The sequence below is a fragment of the Devosia albogilva genome, assembly GCF_042685625.1.
In the GTDB taxonomy this organism is placed as follows: domain Bacteria; phylum Pseudomonadota; class Alphaproteobacteria; order Rhizobiales; family Devosiaceae; genus Devosia; species Devosia albogilva.
In genome coordinates this window covers 1,243,167-1,263,467 of record NZ_JBHUNP010000001.1, presented here as the reverse complement: position 1 = coordinate 1,263,467, position 20,301 = coordinate 1,243,167, and the positions used below count along the sequence as shown (strand labels likewise).

Genomic DNA, 20,301 nt, shown 5'->3' with positions numbered 1-20,301 from the left:
TGCTGCGGCAGAAGCGGCTTTACGGCGGCGCCAAGGTGATGTTTGTGGCGGACGGAAACGATCACCAGCCGGCCGGCGTCCCCGATGTCGAGCCGTAAGCAAGCGGAGTGAGGCCATGAAGACGCGGCGACTGGGCAAGACGGGTTACGAGGTCAGCGAGATCGGCCTCGGCTGCTGGCAACTCGGGGGCGATTTCGGCCCCGTAGGCGACGAGACGGCCAAGGCCATCCTCGATGCCGCCAATGCGGCGGGGGTCAATTTCTGGGACACGGCGGACGTCTATGGCGGCGGGCTGAGCGAGAGCCGGATCGGCGCTCACCCCAAGGGCCCGGGCGTGCATGTGGCGACCAAGCTGGGGCGCGGCAGCGGCCTGTTCCCCGATAACTACTCCAAGGACGGTATCCGGGCGAGCTTGCAGGGTTCCGCGCAGCGGCTGGGCGTCGCCACGCTCGATCTGGCGCAGCTTCATTGCGTGCCGACCGAGGTGCTGCGGGACGGCGCCATTTTCGGCTGGATGGACGAGCTCAAGGCCGAGGGATTGGTGCGGCACTGGGGTGCCAGCGTTGAGACCATCGAGGAGGGTCTGATCTGCCTCGAGCAGCCGGGCTGTTCGACGCTGCAGGTGATCTTCAACCTGTTCCGGCAGGATGCGGCGAAGGACCTGCTGCCCAGGGCGGCCGAGAAGGATGTCGGCATCATCGTGCGGCTGCCGCTGGCGAGCGGCCTGCTCTCGGGCAAGTTCGACAAGACCACCCGTTTCGACGCCTCGGACCACCGCAACTACAACCGCGACGGCGAGGCCTTCTCGGTCGGCGAGACCTTCTCGGGCATCCCGTTCGAGCGCGGCGTCGAACTGGTGGCCGAGCTGCGCGGGCTGGCGCCGGAAAGCATGTCGATGAGCCAGTTCGCCCTGCGCTGGATCCTCGATCACCCGCAGGTTTCGACCATCATCGCCGGCGTGTCCAAGCCCGAGCAACTGGCGGACAATGTCGCCGCGAGCGAACAGCGCAGCCTCTTCCCGGCGCTGACGGCCAAGCTCGCGGAGTGGTACGAGCGCGAGGTGAAGCCGGAGATCCGCGGCGGAGTGTGAGGCACCCTAGCGCATCCATCCCTGCGAACCTACGTTAGCGGCAAGACCACTTTGCCGTTCGGATAATTCATGACCCAGCATCCCGCCTTCGAGCTCGTGCGCGACGAGACCATTGCCGACATCAACTCGCGGGCGCTGCTTTACCGGCACATCAAGACGGGGGCGGAGGTGCTGAGCCTCGTCAACGAGGACGAGAACAAGGTGTTCGGCGTCACCTTCAAGACGCCGCCGGAAGATTCGACGGGCGTCGCGCATATTCTCGAGCACTCGGTGCTGTGCGGATCGCGGAAATATCCGGTCAAGAAGCCGTTCGTGGAGCTGCTGAAGGGGTCGATGCACACCTTCCTCAACGCCATGACCTTTCCGGACAAGACCGCCTATCCGGTGGCCTCGCAGAACCTCAAGGACTTCTACAACCTGGTCGACGTCTATCTCGACGCGGTGTTCTTTCCGCTGATCAGCGAGGACACGTTCCGCCAGGAAGGCTGGCACTACGAGCTCGAAAGCGCCGAGGCGCCGCTGATCTACAAGGGGGTGGTGTTCAACGAGATGAAGGGCGTGTTCTCCTCGCCCGACGCGGTGATGCGCGACCTGTCGCAGCGCTCGCTTTATCCGGACATTACCTATGGCAAGAGCTCGGGCGGCGACCCGAAGGTCATTCCGGAACTGACCTACAAGGATTTCAAGCGCTTCCACGAGCGCTTCTACCACCCGTCCAACACCCGCGCCTTCTTCTCCGGGGACGATGATCCGGCGCGGCGGCTGGAAATTCTCGATAGCTATTTCTCGGAATTCGAGGCGGCACCGGTGGATGCCGAAGTCGGGCTGCAGCCGCGCTTCAACGAACCGCGGCAGCTCAGCGGCAGCTATGCCGGCACGATCGACGGCGACAAGCGCCGCGACGGCATGGTCAGCGTCAACTGGCTGATCGACCCGCCGGCGGATCGCGAGGAATCGCTGAGCCACGGCATGCTGAGCTATCTGCTCGCGGGCACGGCGGCGGCACCGCTGCGCAAGGCGCTGACCGAATCCGGCCTGGGCGAGGGTATGACCGGCGGCGGCATCGGGCAGGGCATGCGCCAGCCGATGGCGAGTTTCGGCATGAAGGGTATCGACCCGGAAGATGCGCCCAAGGTCGAAGCTCTGATCCTCGACACCCTCAAGGCCGTGGCGGAGCGCGGCTTTGCCCCCGAGCAGATCGAGGCGGCCACCAACACCTTCGAGTTCAGCCTGCGCGAAAACAATACCGGCTCCTTCCCCCGGGGCATGAGCTGGATGTTCTCGGCGCTGGGCACGTGGCTGCATGGCGGCGATCCGCTGGAGCCGTTGCAGTTCGAAGCGCCCCTGGCGACGGTGAAGGAGAAGGCGGCGAACGGCCATTTCGAGCGCGAAGTGCGCCGGCTGTTCCTCGACAACGCCCACCGCACCACGGTGACGCTGAGCGCCGATCCCGAGCAGGGCGCGCGCGAGGCGGCCGCCGAGGCGGCGACTTTGGCCGAGATTCGCGCCGGCATGGATGCGGCGGCGATCACCGATACGGTCGAACAGACCGAACGGCTCAAGGCGCTGCAGGAGGCTGTCGATCCGCCCGAGGCGCTGGCGAAGATCCCGACGCTGACGCTGGCAGACCTCGACCGCAATATTCGCACGGTGCCGATCGAGATCGGCACCCTGGAAGGGGCGCGGCTGTTCTACCATGACCTGCCGACGCTCGGGATTCTGTATCTCGACCTCGGCTTCGACCTGCATGTGCTCGACCGGGAACTGCTGCCTTATCTACCGCTGTTCGGCCGGGCGCTGCTGCAGACCGGCACCGGCAAGGAAGATTTCGTGTCGTTGACGCAGCGGATCGGTCGCACCACCGGCGGCATCGCCCAGCATCGGGGCCTTTCCGCGCGGCAGGATGGCAATGGCAGTGCCGCCTGGTTCTTCCTGTCGGGCAAGGCGGTGCCGGACAAGTTCGCCGATATGCTCACGATCATGGGCGAGGTGCTGCTCGATGCGCAGCTGGGCAATCGCGAGCGCTTCCGGCAGATGGCACTCGAGGAAAAGGCAGGGTTCGAGTCACGGCTGGTCCCTGCCGGCCATTCGATGGTCGACACCCGCCTCAAGTCCAGCCTCACCGAGGCCGGCTGGATCGCCGAGCAGATGAGCGGCGTGAGCTATTACGAGTTCCTCAAGGGGCTGATCCGGAAGATCGACACTGACTGGGCGGCGGTGGGGGCGACGCTGAAGCGCATGCGCGACCTCCTGTTCAACCGCGGGCGCATGGTGGTGAACGTCACGGCCGATGGTTCGCTGTGGGAGCGGGCGCGGGGTGAACTCGGCGCGTTCGTCGCGAGCCTGCCGCATGCTTCGCCTGCGGATGCGGACTGGGCGCTGCAGTTGGCGCCTCGGTCCGAAGGGCTGATCATTCCGGCGCAGGTCAACTATGTGGGCAAGGGCGGTAACCTCAAGGCGCTCGGCTTTGCGCTGAGCGGCGCCTCGAGCGTGGTGCTGAAGTTCCTCAACACCACCTACCTCTGGGACAAGGTGCGGGTGCAGGGCGGCGCCTATGGTGGTTCGAGCCGCTTCGACCTGACCTCGGGCAATTTCTCCTTCGTCAGTTACCGCGACCCCAACCTCTTGCGGACGCTCGATGCCTATGACGGAGCGGCCAGGGCGCTGCGCAACGAGATCGGCGAGGGTGATCTCACCCGCTCGATCATCGGCGTGATCGGCGATGTCGACGGGTACGAGTTCCCCGATGCCAAGGGCTATTCGTCGATGTGGCGGCAACTGACCGGCACCACCGACGAACTCCGGCAGCGGCGGCGCGACGAGATCCTCGGCACCAGCCGCGCGGACTTCACCGCCATGGCCGAGGCGCTGGAAGCGGTGGCAGCCAAGGGACACGTGGTGGTGCTCGGCGGCGAGGCGGGTTTGACCGCAGCGAATACGCAGCGGCCGGGGCTGCTTGAGATCAAGAAGGTGATGTGAGGGGAGCCTCCAGCACAGGACGTCACCCTCGGGCTTGACCCGAGGGTGTTGCACTTGGCGATGGCAGCAGCAAGTGAAGAACCCTCGGGTCAAGCCCGAGGGTGACGCGCGGCGGAGTGGAGCCAACGGCCCCGCGTCCCCTCGCCCCTCTGGGGAGAGGGCTAGGGTGAGGGGCTCTTACGCGCTCAGCGCCTTGGCCAAATACGGCAGGCTCAGATCCATCCGGTAGTCGACGCCGGAGTGGTTGTCCTTGAACTCTTCGTAGCGGTGCGGGACGCCGGCGGCCTCCAGTGCCTTGTGGATGCGGCGGGTGCCGTAGAGGATGTTGTACTGATCGAGCGTGCCGCATTCGAGATAGAAGGCCTTGAGGCTGCGGATGGCGTCGAGGTGCTCGGTGACGATCACTGCCGGATCGTAGCGAAGCCAGTTGCGCCAGCGCTCCTCGATGACCTCGCAAGTGTCGAGAGTGACCGGGAGGCGCAGGCCGAGGAAGGTCTCGGGGTCCGGAGCGGGATCGAAGCTCGCCGCCTGGCAGAGGAACATCAGGGTCATGGTGTCCTTCCCGTCGAGCTTGGGCTTGGCCTCGAAGGCGGTGAGCCACTTCTCGATCGAGCCCTCATGCGCGTCGAGCGCGCGCAGCACGTCGGGGAAGCCGGCGAGATAGAGGTGCTCGAAACCGGCATCGCCCGAGTGGCTGGCGGCGGCGGACCAGACGTCGGAGTGCCACATCGCGTGCAGCAGCGAGCCGTGACCGCCCGAACTCTTGCCGAAAACCCCGCGTTTTCCCGATCCGCCGCAGCGGAATTGCGATTCCACTGCAGTTAGCATCTCGCCGGTAACGAAAGACGCCCAGTTTCCCATCACTTCGCTGTCGACATACTGGTTGCCACCGAGCCGGGTGAAGCAGTCGGGGAAGGCGACGACGACGGGCGGCATCTCCCCCGAACCGATCAGCCGATCCAGACGTTCCGGGACGTTTTCGGTGAATGCCTTCCAGGCCGTATGGGCCGGCCCACCGGCGGTGTAGCCGACGAGATCAACCAGCAGGGGCAGGCCCTCGCCGCTCTGGCCATGCGGCACATAGACGTCGACGATGCGGGTGGTGGGGTCGCCCAAGCGGTTGTTTTTCAACGCTTTTCCGTCCACGGTGAGGCGGTGGACGGTACCGGCGGGATGATCGGAGCGGCGCATGGATGTTCCTTGTGCTGTTCGAGGTGGTGATACCGTGTTCGTGGAGGCGCCGACACCCCCACCCTCGGTCCCTTCCCACAAGGGGGAGGGAGGCGATGAACATCGGCCCCGGGGCGTTGAACCGCCGATGTCTGCGGAACGTTGAGGAGCCATGCGTCAGCCGATCATCGATCGCGATCTCCATATCCGGGCCATCGACGCCTATGTCGATCCGAGCGTGCCGCGGGAGCGGGCGATCATCACCCATGGCCACGCCGACCACGCCCGCAGCGGCCATGGCGCGGTGCTGGCGACACCCGACACCATCGCCATCATGAAGGTGCGCTATGGCGAGGATTGCGCCGGGCGCTTCGAGGCGCTGGACTTCGGCGTGCCGATGCATCTCGAGGGCGGGGTGACGATCACCTTCTTCCCCGCGGGGCACATTCTCGGCTCGGCGCAGGTGCTGATCGAACAGGGCGGGCAGCGGGTGGTGGTGACCGGCGACTACAAGCGCCTGCGTGACCGCACGGCGCAGCCCTACGAACTGGTGGAATGCGACCTCCTCATCACCGAGGCGACGTTTGGGTTGCCGGTGTTCCAGCACCCGCCGCCGCAGGTGGAGATCGGGCGGCTGCTGGCCTCGGTCGCCAAGCAATCGGAGCGGGCGCATCTGATCGGCTGCTATTCGCTGGGCAAGGCGCAGCGGGTGATCGCGCTGCTGCGCGATGCCGGCTGGGACGCGCCGATCTACCTGCATGGCGCGATGATCCGGCTGTGTGCGCTCTATGAAGAACTCGGCGTGCCGCTGGGTGAGTTGGTGCCGGCGACGGGCATGCCCAAGGCAGCGATGGCCGGGCAGATCGTGATTGCCCCACCCTCGGCGATCCGCGACCGCTGGAGCCGGCGCTTTCCCGATCCGGTGACCTGCCAGGCGTCGGGCTGGATGAGCGTCAAGCAGCGGGCGCGGCAGGCGCTGGTGGAATTGCCGCTGGTGATCTCGGACCACTGCGACTGGGGCGAACTGAACCAGACCATTCGCGAGACCGGGGCCGAAACGGTCTGGGTGACGCATGGGCGCGAGGATGCGCTGGTCTATTGGTGCCGCCAACAGGGGCTGGAGGCAGATGCCCTCAACATCATCGGCTTCGAGGACGATGGCGGCGAGGTGACCGAAGAATGAAGCGGTTTGCGCAACTTCTCGAACTGCTGGCGCTGACGCCGTCGCGCACGCGCAAGCTCAACGCCATGGCGACCTATTTCCGCGAGACGCCGGACCCGGACCGGGGCTTTGCCCTGGCCGTGCTGACCGGGGCGCTGAGCTTTCGCAACGTCAAGCCAGCGCTGCTGCGCGATACGGTGCTGCGCGAGGTCGATCCGGTGCTGTTCGGCATGAGCTACGACTATGTCGGCGATCTCGGCGAAACCATCGCGCTGATCTGGCCGCATCGCGAGACGGGCGGAGAGCTGCCGTCGCTGACCGATCTCATCGAGCTGTTCAACACTACCAGCAAATCGGAGCTGCCGAACCTGATCGGGGCGCTGCTGACCAAGGCCGAAATTCACGAGCGCTGGGCGCTGGTGAAGCTCGCGACGGGCGCGCTGCGGATCGGCGTTTCGGCGCGGCTGGCCAAGACCGCGCTGGCGGAAATGAGCGGGGTGGAACTGCAGGCGATCGAGGAGGTCTGGCATGGGGTGATGCCGCCCTATGCCGAGCTGTTCGCCTGGCTCGAGGGCAAGGCGGAGCGGCCGGACATCGACCACGCGGCCCGATTCCACCCCTTGATGCTGTCGAACCCGATCGAGGAAGCCGATTTCGGCAAGCTCGACCCGAAGGAGTTTTCCGCCGAGTGGAAATGGGACGGCATCCGGGTGCAACTGGTGCTGGGCAAGGGCACGGCGTCGCTGTTCTCGCGCACCGGCGACGACATCGCGGCGGCATTTCCCGATGTGGTCGAGAACGCCATGGGGCAGGGGGTGCTCGATGGCGAGTTGCTGGTGGGGCACGATTTCGACGCGCGAAGCTTCAACGACCTGCAGCAGCGGTTGAACCGGAAGGTGGCGACGCAGAAGCAGCTTGCCGAGTTACCGGCCTTCGTTCGCGTCTACGATATGCTGTTCGACGGCGACGAGGATATCCGGGCGCTGAGCTGGGAGGAGCGGCGCGGGCGGCTGGAGGCCTGGTTCGCCCGTACGCCGCAGACGCGGCTCGACCTGTCGGAAGTGCTGCCCTTTGCCGACTGGGACGAACTCGCCGCGCTGCGGCGGCAGGGTGCCGACGAACACGGCCATGAAGGGGTGATGATCAAGCTGCGATCGAGCCCCTATGTGCCGGGGCGGCCCAAGGGCTACTGGTTCAAGTGGAAGCGCGACCCCAACGTGGTCGACGCGATCCTGATGTATGCGCAGCGCGGACATGGCAAGCGCAGTTCGTACTACTCGGACTACACGTTCGGAGTGTGGAAGGGGAACGAGATCGTCCCCATCGGCAAGGCCTATTTCGGCTTCACCGATGAGGAGCTCAAGCAGCTCGACCGCTGGATCCGAGCCAATACGGTGGGGTCCTTCGGGCCGGTGCGCGAGGTCAAGAAGGAGCTGGTCTTCGAGGTGGCGTTCGACTCGGCGCAGGTGTCGGGGCGGCACAAGTCGGGGGTGGCGCTCCGGTTCCCCCGTATCAACCGGATCCGCTGGGACAAGCCGGCCAACGAAGCGGCAACGCTCGAGGACATGGCGGTGTTCGTGGGGGCGACGTAGGGGGCTTGGAGGAGGTCGCGGCGGCGGTGTCACCGACCTCGTGGTTCGACAGGCTCACCATGAGGTCTACGGGAGGCCGTGCTGGCGGGAAGCGGCCCTCGGGTCGAGCCCGAGGGCAGGACGGTGGCGGTGGCAGCGACTCTCTAGCCGGCCTTCTCGAGGCGCTGCTCGGCGAGTTTTTTGATTTCGCGGAGTTCCGAGATGGTGGTTTCGAGGTCGGTGCGCTGGCGCTCGAGGGCGTCTAGGCGCTCGCTGACCTTTTCGGCGAGCAGATGCACCTGTTGCGCGCGGTCGGCATCGTAGAGGCCGAGATAGTCGGAGATGTCGCGCAGCGAAAAGCCGAGGCGCTTGCCGCGCAGGATCAGGATCAGGCGGGCACGGTCGCGGCGGCGGAAGACGCGGGTGGAGCCGAGGCGTTCGGGCGAGAGCAGGCCCTTGGCCTCGTAGAAGCGGATGGCGCGCGTGGAGATGCCGAACTCCTTGGCGAGATCGGCGATCGAGTAGAGCTCGCGGCCCTCTGGCTCGATGCGGTTCACGACTTGCCTCGCGTCGCCGCATATTCCTCCCGCAGCTCTTTCTTACTGAGCTTGCCGATGAGGGTCTTGGGAAGGGCGTCCTTGAAGATGATTTCCTTGGGCATCTCGATCTTGTTGAGGCGCTCGGAGATGAACTTCTTCAGCTCCTCCTCGGTGATGCTCGCACCCGCCTGGAGCTTGACGAAGGCCACCGGGGCCTCGCCGCGGTAGTCGTCGGGGACGCCGATGACGTTGGTTTCCTCCACCGCTTCATGGGTCATCAGGGCTTCCTCGATGGTGCGCGGATAGACGTTGAAGCCGGAGCTGATGATCAGGTCCTTGATGCGGTCGACGAGGAAGACATAGCCGTCCTCGTCCATGTGGCCGACATCGCCGGTGCGCAGCCAGCCGTCCTGGAAGGCGTTCGCGGAAGCCTCGGGGTCGTTGTAGTAGCCGGTCATGACCTGGGCGCCCTTGACCTGGAGCTCGCCATTCTCGCCGACGCCGACCGGCTGGCCGGTGTCGATGTCGACGAAGCGGATATCGGTGGCAGGCAGGGGAAGGCCGATCGACATCGGCTTGGACGGCACGCGCAGGGCCGCGCAGCAGACCACCGGCGAGGCTTCGGTGAGACCATAGCCTTCGGCGAGGATGGCCTTGCTCTTCTTGGCGAAGGCGTGGCGCACTTCGTCGGGGAGGGCGGCGCCACCCGAGATCGCCACCTCCAGACTCGAGAGCTGCTCGGCGGTGACGCTGTCAGCGCGAGCGATGGCGTTGAGCAGGGTCGGAACGGCCGGCAGGACATTGGGGCGAGTGCGGGTGAAGAGGTCGAGCAGGGCTTTGAGCTCGAAGCGCGGCAGCATGACCACCTGGGTGCCGTTGCAGAGCGGCACGTTCATGCACACGGTCATCGCGAAGATGTGGAAGAAGGGCAGCACGGCCACGACCTTGGAGGGCGGGTAGAACAGCCCGCAGCCCCATTTGTCGATCTGGCTCATGTTGGCGGCGATGTTGGCGTGGGTCAGCAGCGCGCCCTTGGGGATTCCGGTTGTGCCGCCGGTATATTGCTGGACCGCGATGTCCTTGTCGGCATCGATCAGCACGGCGGTGGGGGTGTCGCGGCGGGCGAGCAGATCGGACAGTTTGGTGATCTTGTCCCGAATGGGCGAGGCATTCAGGCGGGCCAGGTCCTTGCGCTTGGCGATCGAGAACAGGACCTTCTTCACCACGGGCAGCGCGTCGGGGAAGTGGCAGGCGATCACCGACTTCACGTGACCGGCCTCGACGAGCTTTTCGGCCTTTTCGAAGATTTGCTTGAGATCGAGCGTGATCATCAGATCGGCGCCGGCATTGGCGGTGATGTGCGCCAGTTCGTGCACGGTATAGAGCGGGTTGCAGTTGACCACGGTGCCGCCGGCGCGGAGCACGGCGTAGTAGGCGATTGGGTAGAAGGGCGTGTTGGGCAGCATCAGCGCAACGCGCGTGCCCTTGGTGACGCCGAACTGGGACTGCAGGGCCCCCGCAAGGGCGACGATCTTCTGCGCGAGCTCGCCGAAAGTGGTGGTGCCGCCGAGGAAATCGAGCGCGATGGCAGAAGGGTTCTTGGCACAGGCGGCCAGCACCTGTTCGTGCACGGGGCGGATATCGAGCTCGGTGTCCCAGACGATGCCCTCGGGGTAGCTGGCGATCCAGGGACGCAGCGGAGCAGGGGCGTCGATCGTGGTATCCAAGGCATCCTCCTCGAGCCATTCGGCGGCGGGACGCTTGCTGCGCCCCGGATTGCGTCAACTATTCCATGACTTGACGTTAGCGTCAAACGCCTGCCCATGCGGCGGGGATGCGGGAAAATGGAACCGCCGCGGCTCGTCGACGCTTACGGCTTCTGATTGACGTTTACGTAAAGCGCACTAAATTGAGGGTCTACCGTTAAGGCTGGACGCGCTATGATCCCGGCGCGATCGGTCCGATCTTCAAGCCGGAACCAGCGGCGAGCGGGCCACGGGATCTGTGCGGCTCTGGCGGCCGCGGGTACCAGGAGGACAGCTTCGTGACTCTCGCGCTTTTCATCATCGGTCTCATCGTCTTCGGCGTGCTTGCCATGCGCGAAAGCCCACTGTGGCAGTGGGGTGTCGCCGCGCTGGTACTCGGGCTGCTGAGCCGGTTCGATGTCGACGGCGGCCTGGCGTTCCATGGTGGCTTCGGGCTGTTCCTGGCGCTGTTGCCGGGCATCATCCTGCTGCTGCTCAGCGTCACCGCAATCCGCCGGGCGGTGCTGTTGCCGCCGATCTATGGGGCCGTGAAGTCGATCCTGCCGCGGGTCAGCAAGACCGAGCAGGAGGCGCTCGATGCCGGCACGGTCGGCTGGGACGCTGAGTTGTTCTCCGGTCGTCCGGACTGGAACAAGCTCGACGCCATCCGGCCGCTGACGCTGACGCCGGAAGAGCAGGCATTTCTGGACGGGCCGACCGAAGAAGCCTGCCGCATGATCGACGACTGGGACATCCGCGCCAACCGCGCCGACCTGTCGCCGGAGCTCTGGCAGTTCCTCAAGGACAAGGGCTTCCTCGGCATGCTCATCGGCAAGGAGCATGGCGGGCTCGGCTTTTCGGCGCAGGCGCAGTCGATGATCGTGTCCAAGATCGCCAGCCGCTCCGTGGCGACCGGCATAACGGTGATGGTGCCGAATTCGCTCGGACCGGGCGAACTGCTGGAAAAATACGGAACGCCCGAACAGAAGGACAAGTACCTGCACCGCCTGGCCACGGGCCAGGACGTGCCCTGCTTCGCCCTGACAGGCGTGCATTCGGGCTCCGACGCCGGCGGCATGCGCGATATCGGTGTGCTGACCAAGGGCACCTGGGAAGGCAAGGAGACGCTGGGCGTGCGGCTCAGCTTCGACAAACGCTATATCACGCTCGCACCGATCGCGACGCTGGTCGGGTTGGCCTTTATCCTCAAGGATCCGGATAATCTGCTGGGGCGCGGCGAGGATGTCGGCATTACGCTGGCGCTGATCCCGCACACCCATCCGGGTCTCGACATCGGCCGCCGTCACTACCCGGCGCGCCAAGCCTTCATGAACGGGCCGGTGCGCGGACGGGACATCTTCATTCCCATCGACTACCTGATCGGTGGCACCGCCTATGCCGGCCAGGGCTGGCGCATGCTGATGGAGTGCCTGTCCACGGGCCGCGCCATCTCGCTGCCGGCGATCGGCTCGATCTCGATCAAGCAGACCCTGCGGACCACTTCGGCCTATGCCCGCATCCGCCGGCAGTTCGGCATTCCGGTGGGGCTGATGGAAGGCGTTGCCGAGCCGCTCGGCGAGATGGTCAAGCGCGCTTATACCTATGAGGCTGGGCGGCGGCTGACGGCGTCGATGGTCGATGAGGGGCAGCGGCCAGCGGTGATTGCGGGCCTGCTGAAATACACCACCACCGAAGCCATGCGCGACAGCATGGACGACGCCTTCGATATCCAGGGTGGCCGCGCCATCCAGGACGGGCCAGCCAACTACCTGTTCGGGGCGTACCAGGCTCTGCCGGTGGCGATCACGGTGGAGGGTGCCAACATCCTTACCCGCACGCTGATGACCTTTGCGCAGGGCGTGCTGCGAGCGCATCCGTACCTGCTCAAGGAAATCCAGGCGGCGCAGCACAAGAACCGGCGCGAGGGTCTGGCGCAGTTCGATGCGGCGTTCGGCGGGCACACCAAGTTCATGCTGCGCAATATCGTCGCCAGCTTCGTGCACGGGCTGACCAATGGCGCCTTCGCCTCGAGCCCAAATACCGGGCCGATGGCGCACTGGTATCGCAAGCTCCACCGCTACTCGCAGGCCTTTGCGCTGACGGCAGACTGGACCACGGTGGTGCTGGGCGGCTCGCTCAAGGCTAAGCAGAAGATCTCGGGTCGGATGGCCGACCTGCTCGGCGACCTCTATTTGATGTCGGCCACGCTGCGCCGCTTCGAGGACGAGGGCCGACTGGCCGAGGACAAGGAACTGGTCGACGCGATCATGCAGGATCGGATTGCCAGCATGGAGCAGAGCTTCGGCGAGGTGTTCGACAACTTCCCGAACCGCTTCTTCGGCGTGGCCATGAAGGTGCTGTGCTTCCCACTGGGCCGCCACGCGCGTCCCGCGGCTGATGACCTCAACTACCGTCTGGTCAAGGCCGTGCTGAAACCGGGTGCCTTCCGTGACAGGCTTACCACGGGGGCCTATGTCACCGCCGATCCGGATGACGTCACCGGCGTGCTCGAGGACGCCTTCGTCAAGGTGACGGAGGCGGAGGAGATCGAGGGCCGGTTCATCAAGGCGGCGCGCCGTGGGGTGATCGAGCGTCGCCTCGACCGCGATGCCATCGCAGATGCGGTCGCGGCCGGGGTGCTGAACGACAACGAGGCCGGCATCATGCGGGCGGCGGACGAAGCAACGGAACGCGCGGTGCGGGTCGACGATTTCACCACCGACGAAATCCTCGGCCGGGCGAACGAGCGCCAGGCCGCGGAGTAAGCACCGGAGCCCCCAATGCTCGGATGCGCCTCCACTGGAAGCGCATCCCGATGACTGGACCGGAAAGAAGAACTCGAGGGAGACACAATGATTCAGCCGCAGATGCCGGAGACCAAGCATTGGAGCTTCACGCGCGATGTCGAGAACATCGGCTGGCTGACCATCAATACCCCCGGCCCGGTGAATACGCTGAGCCGCGAAGCCATCATGGAACTCGAGGCGCTGGTGAGCCGCTTCGAGGAGCTGGGGCAGAGCGGCGAGATCGTCGGCGTGGTGCTGCTCTCGGGCAAGGATAGTGGCTTCATCGCCGGCGCCGACGTCTCCGAGTTCGATGCGATGAGCGACTTCTCGGTGTTGCCCGAGGCGCTGAAGCGTACCCATGCGCTGTTCGAGCGGATCGAGAACCTGAAAATTCCGATGGTCGCCGGTATCCACGGGTTCTGCCTTGGCGGCGGGCTGGAGCTGGCGCTTGCCTGCCACTACCGGATCGCGGTGAACGACGACAAGACGCGGATCGGCTTCCCCGAAGTCAATCTGGGCATCTTCCCCGGCTTCGGCGGCACCGGCCGCTCGATCCGTCAGGCAGGTCCGGTCGATGCCATGCAGATCATGCTGACCGGCCGGATGTTGCGACCGGGTGCGGCGCGCGGCATGAACCTCGTCGACAAGCTGGTGCGCCATCGCGACATGCTGCGCTGGGAAGGCCGCAAGGCGGTGCTGACGCACAAGCGCTCGAGCGAAGCGCCGCTGGTCAAGCGCCTGATGGCCATGGGACCGATGAAGAGCTATGTGGCCGGCAAGATGCGCGAGCAGGCCGCCAAGAAGGCGCGGCGCGAGCACTATCCGGCCCCTTATGCGCTGATCGACCTGTTCGAGTCGCATGGCGACGACTGGCGGGCGATGATCCGCGGCGAGGTCGACGCCTTCGTGCCGCTGATGGGCTCGCCCACCGCCACTAATCTGAGGCGGGTGTTCTTCCTCTCCGAAGGGTTGAAGAAGCAGGGGATAAAGGGCCCCAAGTTCGCCCGCGTGCATGTGATCGGCGCCGGCGTGATGGGCGGCGATATTGCGGCCTGGTGTGCGCTGCGCGGCATGAGCGTCACCCTGCAGGACCTCGATATGGCGCGTATCCAGCCGGCGCTGGACCGGGCCAAGAAGCTGTTCCGGAAGCGGCTCAAGAAAAGGCACCAGGTGGATGCCGCCGTGATGCGGCTCGAGGCCGATCCGACCGGCCGCGGCGTGGCGCGGGCCGACGTGGTGATCGAGGCGGTGGTCGAAAAGCTCGAAGTAAAGCAGACGATCTTTTCCGAGCTCGAAGGCAAGCTGAAGCCGGGCGCCATCATGGCGACCAACACCTCCTCGATCGAACTGGAGCGCATCGCCGAGGCGCTGAAGGAGCCGGCGCGGCTGATCGGGCTGCATTTCTTCAACCCGGTGGCGCAGCTGCCGCTGGTCGAGGTGATCCGCTCGACCTTCAACTCCGACGAGGAGATCGGGCGCGGCGCGGCCTTTGCGCTGGCCATCGGCAAGTCCCCGGTGGTGGTGAAGTCGGCGCCGGGGTTCCTGGTGAACCGGGTGCTGATGCCCTACATGCTCGGCGCAGTCGAGCGGGCGGAGCGCGGCGAAAGCAAGGAATTGCTGGACGCGGCCGCCGTCGCCTTCGGCATGCCGATGGGCCCGATCGAGCTGATGGATACGGTCGGGCTCGATGTCGGCAAGTCGGTGGCCACCGAACTGGGCCACCCGGTGCCGGAAGGCTCGAAGTTCGCGCAATTGATTGCGTCGGGCAAGCTCGGCCGCAAGACCGGCGAAGGCTTCTACAAGTGGGTGGACGGCAAGGCGCAGAAGGGCGAGACGCCGGCGCATGCCGATCTCGCCGGCCTCGGCCGCGAACTGGTGAAGCCGCTGGTCGACACCACGGAGGTGGTGGTCAACGAAGGCGTGGTCGCCAATGCCGACCTCGCCGATATCGGGGTGATCCTGGGGACCGGCTTCGCGCCGTTCCTCGGTGGTCCGCTCAAGGCACGCAAGGATGGAAGGGCTTGACCATGGCTGAACTTCGTAGAGTGGCAATCGTCGGTTCGGCACGGCTCCCCTTTGCCCGGGCGAATACCGCCTATTCGGACGAGACCAATCTGTCGCTGATGGCAGCGGCCATCGGCGGGCTCGCTGACAAATATGGGCTCAAGGGCGAGAAGATCGACGAAGTGATGGGCGGAGCGGTGATCAACCACTCGCGCGACTTCAACATCGCCCGCGAGGCGCTGCTCGATGCCGGACTGTCCCCGCGAACCCCCGGCACCACAATGCAGATCGCCTGTGGCTCGAGCCTGCAGGCGGCGCTGAACCTCGGGGCCAAGATTGCGGTGGGCGAGATCGATAGTGCCATCGCGGTCGGCGCGGACAGCATTTCGGACAGCCCGATCGTGTTCGGCAACAAGTTCCAGCACCGGCTGCTTGACATGAACAAGGCCAAGACTACCGGCGACAAGCTGAAGGCGTTCAAAGGGTTCAGCTTCGGCGAGCTGGCACCGGTCGCGCCGTCGGTGAACGAGCCGCGGACGGGCCTGTCCATGGGACAGCACGCCGAGCTGATGGCCAAGGAATGGGGTATCACCCGCCAGGCGCAGGACGAACTGGCGGTGAAGAGTCACCGCAATGCCGCCCGGGCCTATGACGAAGGCTTCCACGACGACCTCGTGGTGCCGCATGCCGGCCTGGTGCGTGACAATAACATTCGCCCTGATGCCAGCCTCGACAAGATGGCGACGCTGAAGCCGGCCTTCGACCGGGACAGCGGCCGGGGCACGCTGACGGCGGGCAATTCGACGCCGCTGACCGACGGTGCGGCGGCGGTGCTGCTGGCGAGCGAGGAGTGGGCGCGCGCCCATGGGCTACCGGTCTTGGCCTATCTGACCATGGGCCGCGTTGCCGGTAACGACTTCGCCCATGGCGAGGGGCTGCTGATGGCCCCGACACTGGCGGTGTCGGAGATGCTGCAGCGGCTGGATCTCGGGTTCGAGGACATCGATTATTTCGAGTTGCACGAAGCGTTCGCCGCCCAAGTGCTGTCGACGCTGAAAGCCTGGAACGATGCGGACTACAACCGCACCAAGCTGGGGCGTGAAACGCCGATGGGCACGATCGACCCGGACCGGATCAATGTCCATGGCTCGAGCCTTGCCTATGGTCACCCGTTTGCGGCGACCGGGGCGCGCATCCTTGGGCTGACGGCCAAGCTCCTGGCCGAAGAGCCTGGCAAGCGGGCGTTGATCAGTGTGTGTACCGCCGGTGGCATGGGCGTCGCGGCCCTGGTCGAGAGTGCAGCCGCATGAGCGACAATGTCGTCCAGTTCCGGCGCGTGGAGAAGAAGCCAGACCCCAAGGACAAGAAGCCGCGAGGACCGATGCCCGGCTGGGTGCCGTTCGTTGTGCTCGTGGTGGTGGCCATCGGCATATATTTCGTCCAGCAGGCGATGGCGTAGTACGTTATTCGCCCTGAGTTGCCGCAGGTGGAAACCGCTGCTGGCAGGCTTCGGCCTTTCGCAGGTGTTAACATTTTTGGCAGACAGGCGGCACATGGCTATGTTTCGCTTGTCAGTGGTCGGATTTGCGTAATACCGTCCAGACCAATCTTGACCATTGGGTCAACCGGTTGGCTTCAAGAGAACCCCGAACACATAATCGGGAATACAACACTTCAGGTTTCCACAAGGAGATGGGACGAGAATGAGACTCACTCAAACCCTGACCGCGGTTGCGACCGCCGGCGCCATGGCGCTGATGATGAGCACCTCGGCTGCGGCCGTGACGCTCCAGCTGCACAATGGCGGCGATCCGGGCACGTTGGACCCGCATCAGGCCTCGGGTGACTGGGAAAACCGTGTCATCGGTGACTACCTCGAGGGCCTGCTGACCGAAGATCCGTCTGCCCAGGCCATTCCGGGCCAGGCCGAGAGCTGGGACATCTCCGAAGACGGCACCGTCTACACCTTCCACCTGCGTGACGGCATTCAGTGGTCCGACGGCACTCCGGTGACCGCCGAAGACTTCGTGTTCGCCTTCCAGCGCCTGTTCAACCCGGAAACTGCCGCGGACTACGCGTACCTGCAGTTCCCGATCAAGAACGCCGAGCAGATCAACTCGGGCGAGATCACCGATCTCAACGAGCTGGGCGTCAAGGCGATCGACGACAAGACGCTCGAGATCACCCTCAACGCGCCGACCCCGTACTTCCTCGACGCGCTGACCCACTACACGGCCTATCCGGTGCCGAAGCACCTGGTGGAAGAGCTGGGCGACGACTGGACCGATGTCGAGAACATCGTCTCGAACGGCCCCTACACCGTCGTCGAGTGGCTGCCGGGTTCGTATGTCCGCTCCGAAAAGAGCGAAAGCTACTACGATGCCGAGAACGTGCAGATCGACGAGGTCTACTATCACGTGCTGGAAGACCAGGCCGCCGCGCTCAACCGCTATCGTGCGGGCGAGTTCGACATCCTGACCGACTTCCCGGCCGACCAGTACCAGTGGCTGCAGGAGAACATGCCGGGCCAGGCTCACGTGGTGCCGTTCCTCGGCGTCTACTACTACGTCATGAACCAGGAAACCGAGCCGCTGAACGACGTCCGCATCCGCGAGGCGCTGTCCATCTCGGTGCTGCGCGACGTGATCGGGCCGGACGTTCTGGGCACCGGCGAACTGCCGGCCTATGGCTGGGTCCCGCCGGGCACCAACAACTATGTCGAGAACGCCTACCACCCGGAATGGGCCGACCAGCCCTATGAGGAACGCGTTGCCCGCGCCATCGAGCTGATGACCGAAGCCGGCTACGGCCCGGACAATCCGCTCACCCTGCAGCTGCGCTACAACACCAACGACAACCACCAGCGCATCGCCGTGGCGATCGCGTCCATGTGGGAGCCGCTGGGCGTGAATGTGGAGCTGTTCAACGCCGAAACCGCGGTGCACTACGACGCCCTGCGCGCCGGTGACTTCCAGGTCGGTCGTGCCGGCTGGCTGCTCGACTACTCCGACCCGGCCAACACCCTCGACCTGCTGAAGACCGGTGTCGACCAGGGTGGTACCATGAACTGGGGCAACAACTACGGCCGCTACTCGAACGAAGAGTTCGACGCGCTGCTGGCCCAGGCTGCCACCGAGCTCGACCTCGACGCCCGTGCCGAACTGCTGGCCCAGGCCGAGAAGATCGCGATGGACGAATTCGCCGCCCTGCCGATCTACTGGTACGTGTCCAAGGACGTGGTGTCCCCGAAGATCTCCGGCTTCGTTTCGAACGCCAAGAACATCTTCCGCACCCGCTGGCTCAGCAAGTCCGAGTAAGGACAACGCAAACCGGATCGTGGGGGCTACGGCCCCCACGGTTCTTTTCTGCGGGCGCATGGACGTAGCGCCCAGCGACAAGAAGGCTCAAAACATGCTTGGTTACGCCCTGCGGCGTGTGATGTCGGCGCTGCCGATCGCACTGATTGCCGTAACCGTCTGCTTTTTCATCCTGCGCCTGGCGCCGGGCGGCCCGTTCGATGGCGAACGTGCACTGCCGCCGACCGTGCTCGCCAATCTGCGCGCCCACTACAATCTCGATCAGCCGCTGTACATGCAGTACATCCTCTATGTGGGCGGGCTGCTGCGAGGCGACCTCGGCCCTTCGATGGTGATCGACGGCTTCGACGTGGCCGATCTGATCCGCATCGGCTTCCCGTTCACGTTGACCATGGCGATGACCGCCTTCGTCATCGCCACGGCGATCGGCATCGTCGCGGGCATGCTGGCCGCGGTCTACCAGAACAAGTGGCCGGACTACGCGCTGGTGCTGATCGTGATGATCGGCGTGGTGGTGCCGAACTTCCTCAACGCGGCGCTTTTGCAGCTCTGGTTCGGCGTCTATCTCGGCTGGTTCCCGGCGGGCGGCTGGGTCAACGGGTCGTGGGCGCATCTGGTGCTGCCGGTGACGGTGCTGGCCTGGCCGCATGCGGCGCGAATATCGCGGCTGATGCGCGGCTCGATGATCGAAGTGCTTGGCACCAATTATGTGCGCACGGCCCGGTCCAAGGGCATTGGCGAGCGGCTGGTGCTGGCGCGGCACGCGATCAAACCGGCGCTGATCCCTGTGGTCTCCTATCTCGGGCCGGGCCTGAGCTATCTGCTGACCGGCTCGCTGGCGGTGGAGCAGATCTTCGGGCTTCCCGGCATCGGCAAATATTTCGTCACCGCGGCACTCAACCGCGACTATGGCGTCGTGCTCGGCACGACCATTTTGTACATGTTCATCATCCTCGCGCTGAACCTCATCGTCGACCTAGTCTATGCGTGGCTTGATCCCAAGGTGAGGTACCGCTGATGGCCGGGATCACTGGCAAGGACACGGTCCTCACCAACTACGCACGCCAGCTGGAGACGCTGGACGCGCCGAAAGGCCGTTCGCTCACCCAAGACGCGATGCGGCGCCTGGTACGCAACAAGGCCGCCGTGGTGTCGATCTTCGTCGTCGCGGCCATCGTACTGATCGCCTTTATCGGCCCATACTTCCTGCCCTGGGGGTATTCGCAGGTCGACTGGTCTGGAATCCGCAAGCCTCCGAACTTCGACACCGGGCACTTCCTCGGCACCGACCAGAATGGGCGCGACATGGCGGCCCGCGTGCTGCAGGGCACGCAGATGAGCCTGATCGTGGCGCTGGTGGCGACCGTGGTGTCGGTCACCATCGGCGTGATTTATGGCGCGGTGGCCGGCTATTTCGGCGGCCGGGTGGACGCGATCATGATGCGCATCGTCGATATCATGTATGCGCTGCCCTACATCCTGTTCGTCATCATCCTGATGGTGATGTTCGGCCGCAATCCGGTGCTGCTGTTTGTGGGCATCGGCGCCATCGAATGGCTGACCATGGCCCGCATCGTGCGCGGGCAGACGCTGAGCCTGAAGGAAAAGGAATTCGTCGAGGCGGCCCGGGCCGGCGGCGCCAAACCCTGGACCATCATCACCCGCCACATCGTGCCGAACCTGACCGGTCCGGTAGTGATCTATGCGACCCTAACCATTCCCGAGATCATCATCGCGGAAAGTTTCCTTTCCTACCTCGGTCTCGGGGTGCAAGAACCGCAGACATCATTGGGCACGCTGATCTCCGCCGGCGCTCCCGTGGCCGAAGTGCTGCCCTGGCTGCTGCTCGGCCCTGCCGCGGTGCTGATCACGCTGCTCCTCTGCCTCACCTATATCGGCGACGGTCTGCGCGACGCGCTCGACCCGAAGGATCGCTAA

At 65.2% G+C, this 20,301-nt stretch carries 14 protein-coding genes; 11 read left to right on the top strand and 3 right to left on the bottom strand.

The features are described from left to right. Positions 1 to 115 precede the first annotated feature (115 nt). The gene (locus ACFSX5_RS06330) at positions 116 to 1,090 is read left to right on the top strand and encodes an aldo/keto reductase (RefSeq protein ID WP_386832441.1); all 975 of its coding nucleotides are present in this window, start codon (positions 116 to 118) and stop codon (positions 1,088 to 1,090) included. Between the two features lie 69 nt (positions 1,091 to 1,159). After that, positions 1,160 to 4,069, top strand: a complete 2,910-nt coding sequence (locus ACFSX5_RS06325; protein ID WP_386832440.1) for an insulinase family protein — start codon at positions 1,160 to 1,162, stop codon at positions 4,067 to 4,069. Positions 4,070 to 4,246: 177 nt separating this feature from the next. Here ACFSX5_RS06325 and ACFSX5_RS06320 read toward each other — a convergent pair whose 3' ends face one another. Continuing rightward, positions 4,247 to 5,260 (bottom strand): alpha/beta hydrolase, encoded by a 1,014-nt coding sequence (locus ACFSX5_RS06320; RefSeq protein ID WP_386832439.1) that lies wholly within the window; start codon positions 5,258 to 5,260, stop codon positions 4,247 to 4,249. A gap of 151 nt (positions 5,261 to 5,411) precedes the next feature. On the opposite strand from ACFSX5_RS06320, the gene ACFSX5_RS06315 reads away from it, so the two are divergent. After that, positions 5,412 to 6,422 (top strand): ligase-associated DNA damage response exonuclease, encoded by a 1,011-nt coding sequence (locus ACFSX5_RS06315; RefSeq protein WP_386832438.1) that lies wholly within the window; start codon positions 5,412 to 5,414, stop codon positions 6,420 to 6,422. Then, positions 6,419 to 7,993, top strand: a complete 1,575-nt coding sequence (locus ACFSX5_RS06310) for a cisplatin damage response ATP-dependent DNA ligase (protein WP_386832437.1) — start codon at positions 6,419 to 6,421, stop codon at positions 7,991 to 7,993. The genes ACFSX5_RS06315 and ACFSX5_RS06310 overlap by 4 nt, the downstream gene beginning before the upstream one ends. A gap of 143 nt (positions 7,994 to 8,136) precedes the next feature. On the opposite strand, the gene ACFSX5_RS06305 is transcribed toward ACFSX5_RS06310, so the two are convergent. Together ACFSX5_RS06305 and ACFSX5_RS06300 are read right to left on the bottom strand one after the other, a co-directional pair. Continuing rightward, positions 8,137 to 8,529, bottom strand: coding sequence for a MerR family DNA-binding protein (locus ACFSX5_RS06305; protein ID WP_386832436.1), 393 nt, complete (start codon positions 8,527 to 8,529; stop codon positions 8,137 to 8,139). Next, positions 8,526 to 10,238 carry a long-chain-fatty-acid--CoA ligase gene (locus tag ACFSX5_RS06300; RefSeq protein ID WP_386832435.1) on the bottom strand — a complete coding sequence of 571 codons (1,713 nt, stop codon included), beginning with the start codon at positions 10,236 to 10,238 and terminating at the stop codon, positions 8,526 to 8,528. The genes ACFSX5_RS06305 and ACFSX5_RS06300 overlap by 4 nt, the downstream gene beginning before the upstream one ends. A gap of 317 nt (positions 10,239 to 10,555) precedes the next feature. Between ACFSX5_RS06300 and ACFSX5_RS06295 the strand changes: the two genes are divergently transcribed. The 7 genes from ACFSX5_RS06295 to ACFSX5_RS06265 all read left to right on the top strand — a co-directional run bounded on the left by ACFSX5_RS06295 (position 10,556) and on the right by ACFSX5_RS06265 (position 20,301). Then, positions 10,556 to 13,021 (top strand): acyl-CoA dehydrogenase, encoded by a 2,466-nt coding sequence (locus ACFSX5_RS06295; RefSeq protein WP_386832434.1) that lies wholly within the window; start codon positions 10,556 to 10,558, stop codon positions 13,019 to 13,021. A gap of 87 nt (positions 13,022 to 13,108) precedes the next feature. Then, a complete protein-coding gene (locus ACFSX5_RS06290; RefSeq protein WP_386832433.1) occupies positions 13,109 to 15,067 on the top strand; it encodes a 3-hydroxyacyl-CoA dehydrogenase NAD-binding domain-containing protein in 1,959 nt (652 codons plus the stop codon). A 2-nt stretch (positions 15,068 to 15,069) separates the two neighbouring features. Beyond that, complete coding sequence (locus tag ACFSX5_RS06285) at positions 15,070 to 16,356, top strand: acetyl-CoA C-acetyltransferase (RefSeq protein ID WP_386832432.1); 1,287 nt, start codon at positions 15,070 to 15,072, stop codon at positions 16,354 to 16,356. After that, on the top strand, positions 16,353 to 16,505 hold the full coding sequence (locus ACFSX5_RS06280; protein WP_386832431.1) for a hypothetical protein: 153 nt from the start codon (positions 16,353 to 16,355) through the stop codon (positions 16,503 to 16,505). Before ACFSX5_RS06285 ends, ACFSX5_RS06280 begins: the two co-directional genes overlap by 4 nt. Before the next feature lie 244 nt (positions 16,506 to 16,749). Next, on the top strand, positions 16,750 to 18,363 hold the full coding sequence (locus ACFSX5_RS06275; protein WP_386832430.1) for a peptide ABC transporter substrate-binding protein: 1,614 nt from the start codon (positions 16,750 to 16,752) through the stop codon (positions 18,361 to 18,363). A 94-nt stretch (positions 18,364 to 18,457) separates the two neighbouring features. Beyond that, positions 18,458 to 19,381 carry an ABC transporter permease gene (locus ACFSX5_RS06270; protein ID WP_386832429.1) on the top strand — a complete coding sequence of 308 codons (924 nt, stop codon included), beginning with the start codon at positions 18,458 to 18,460 and terminating at the stop codon, positions 19,379 to 19,381. Further along, positions 19,381 to 20,301, top strand: coding sequence for an ABC transporter permease (locus ACFSX5_RS06265; protein ID WP_386832428.1), 921 nt, complete (start codon positions 19,381 to 19,383; stop codon positions 20,299 to 20,301). Before ACFSX5_RS06270 ends, ACFSX5_RS06265 begins: the two co-directional genes overlap by 1 nt.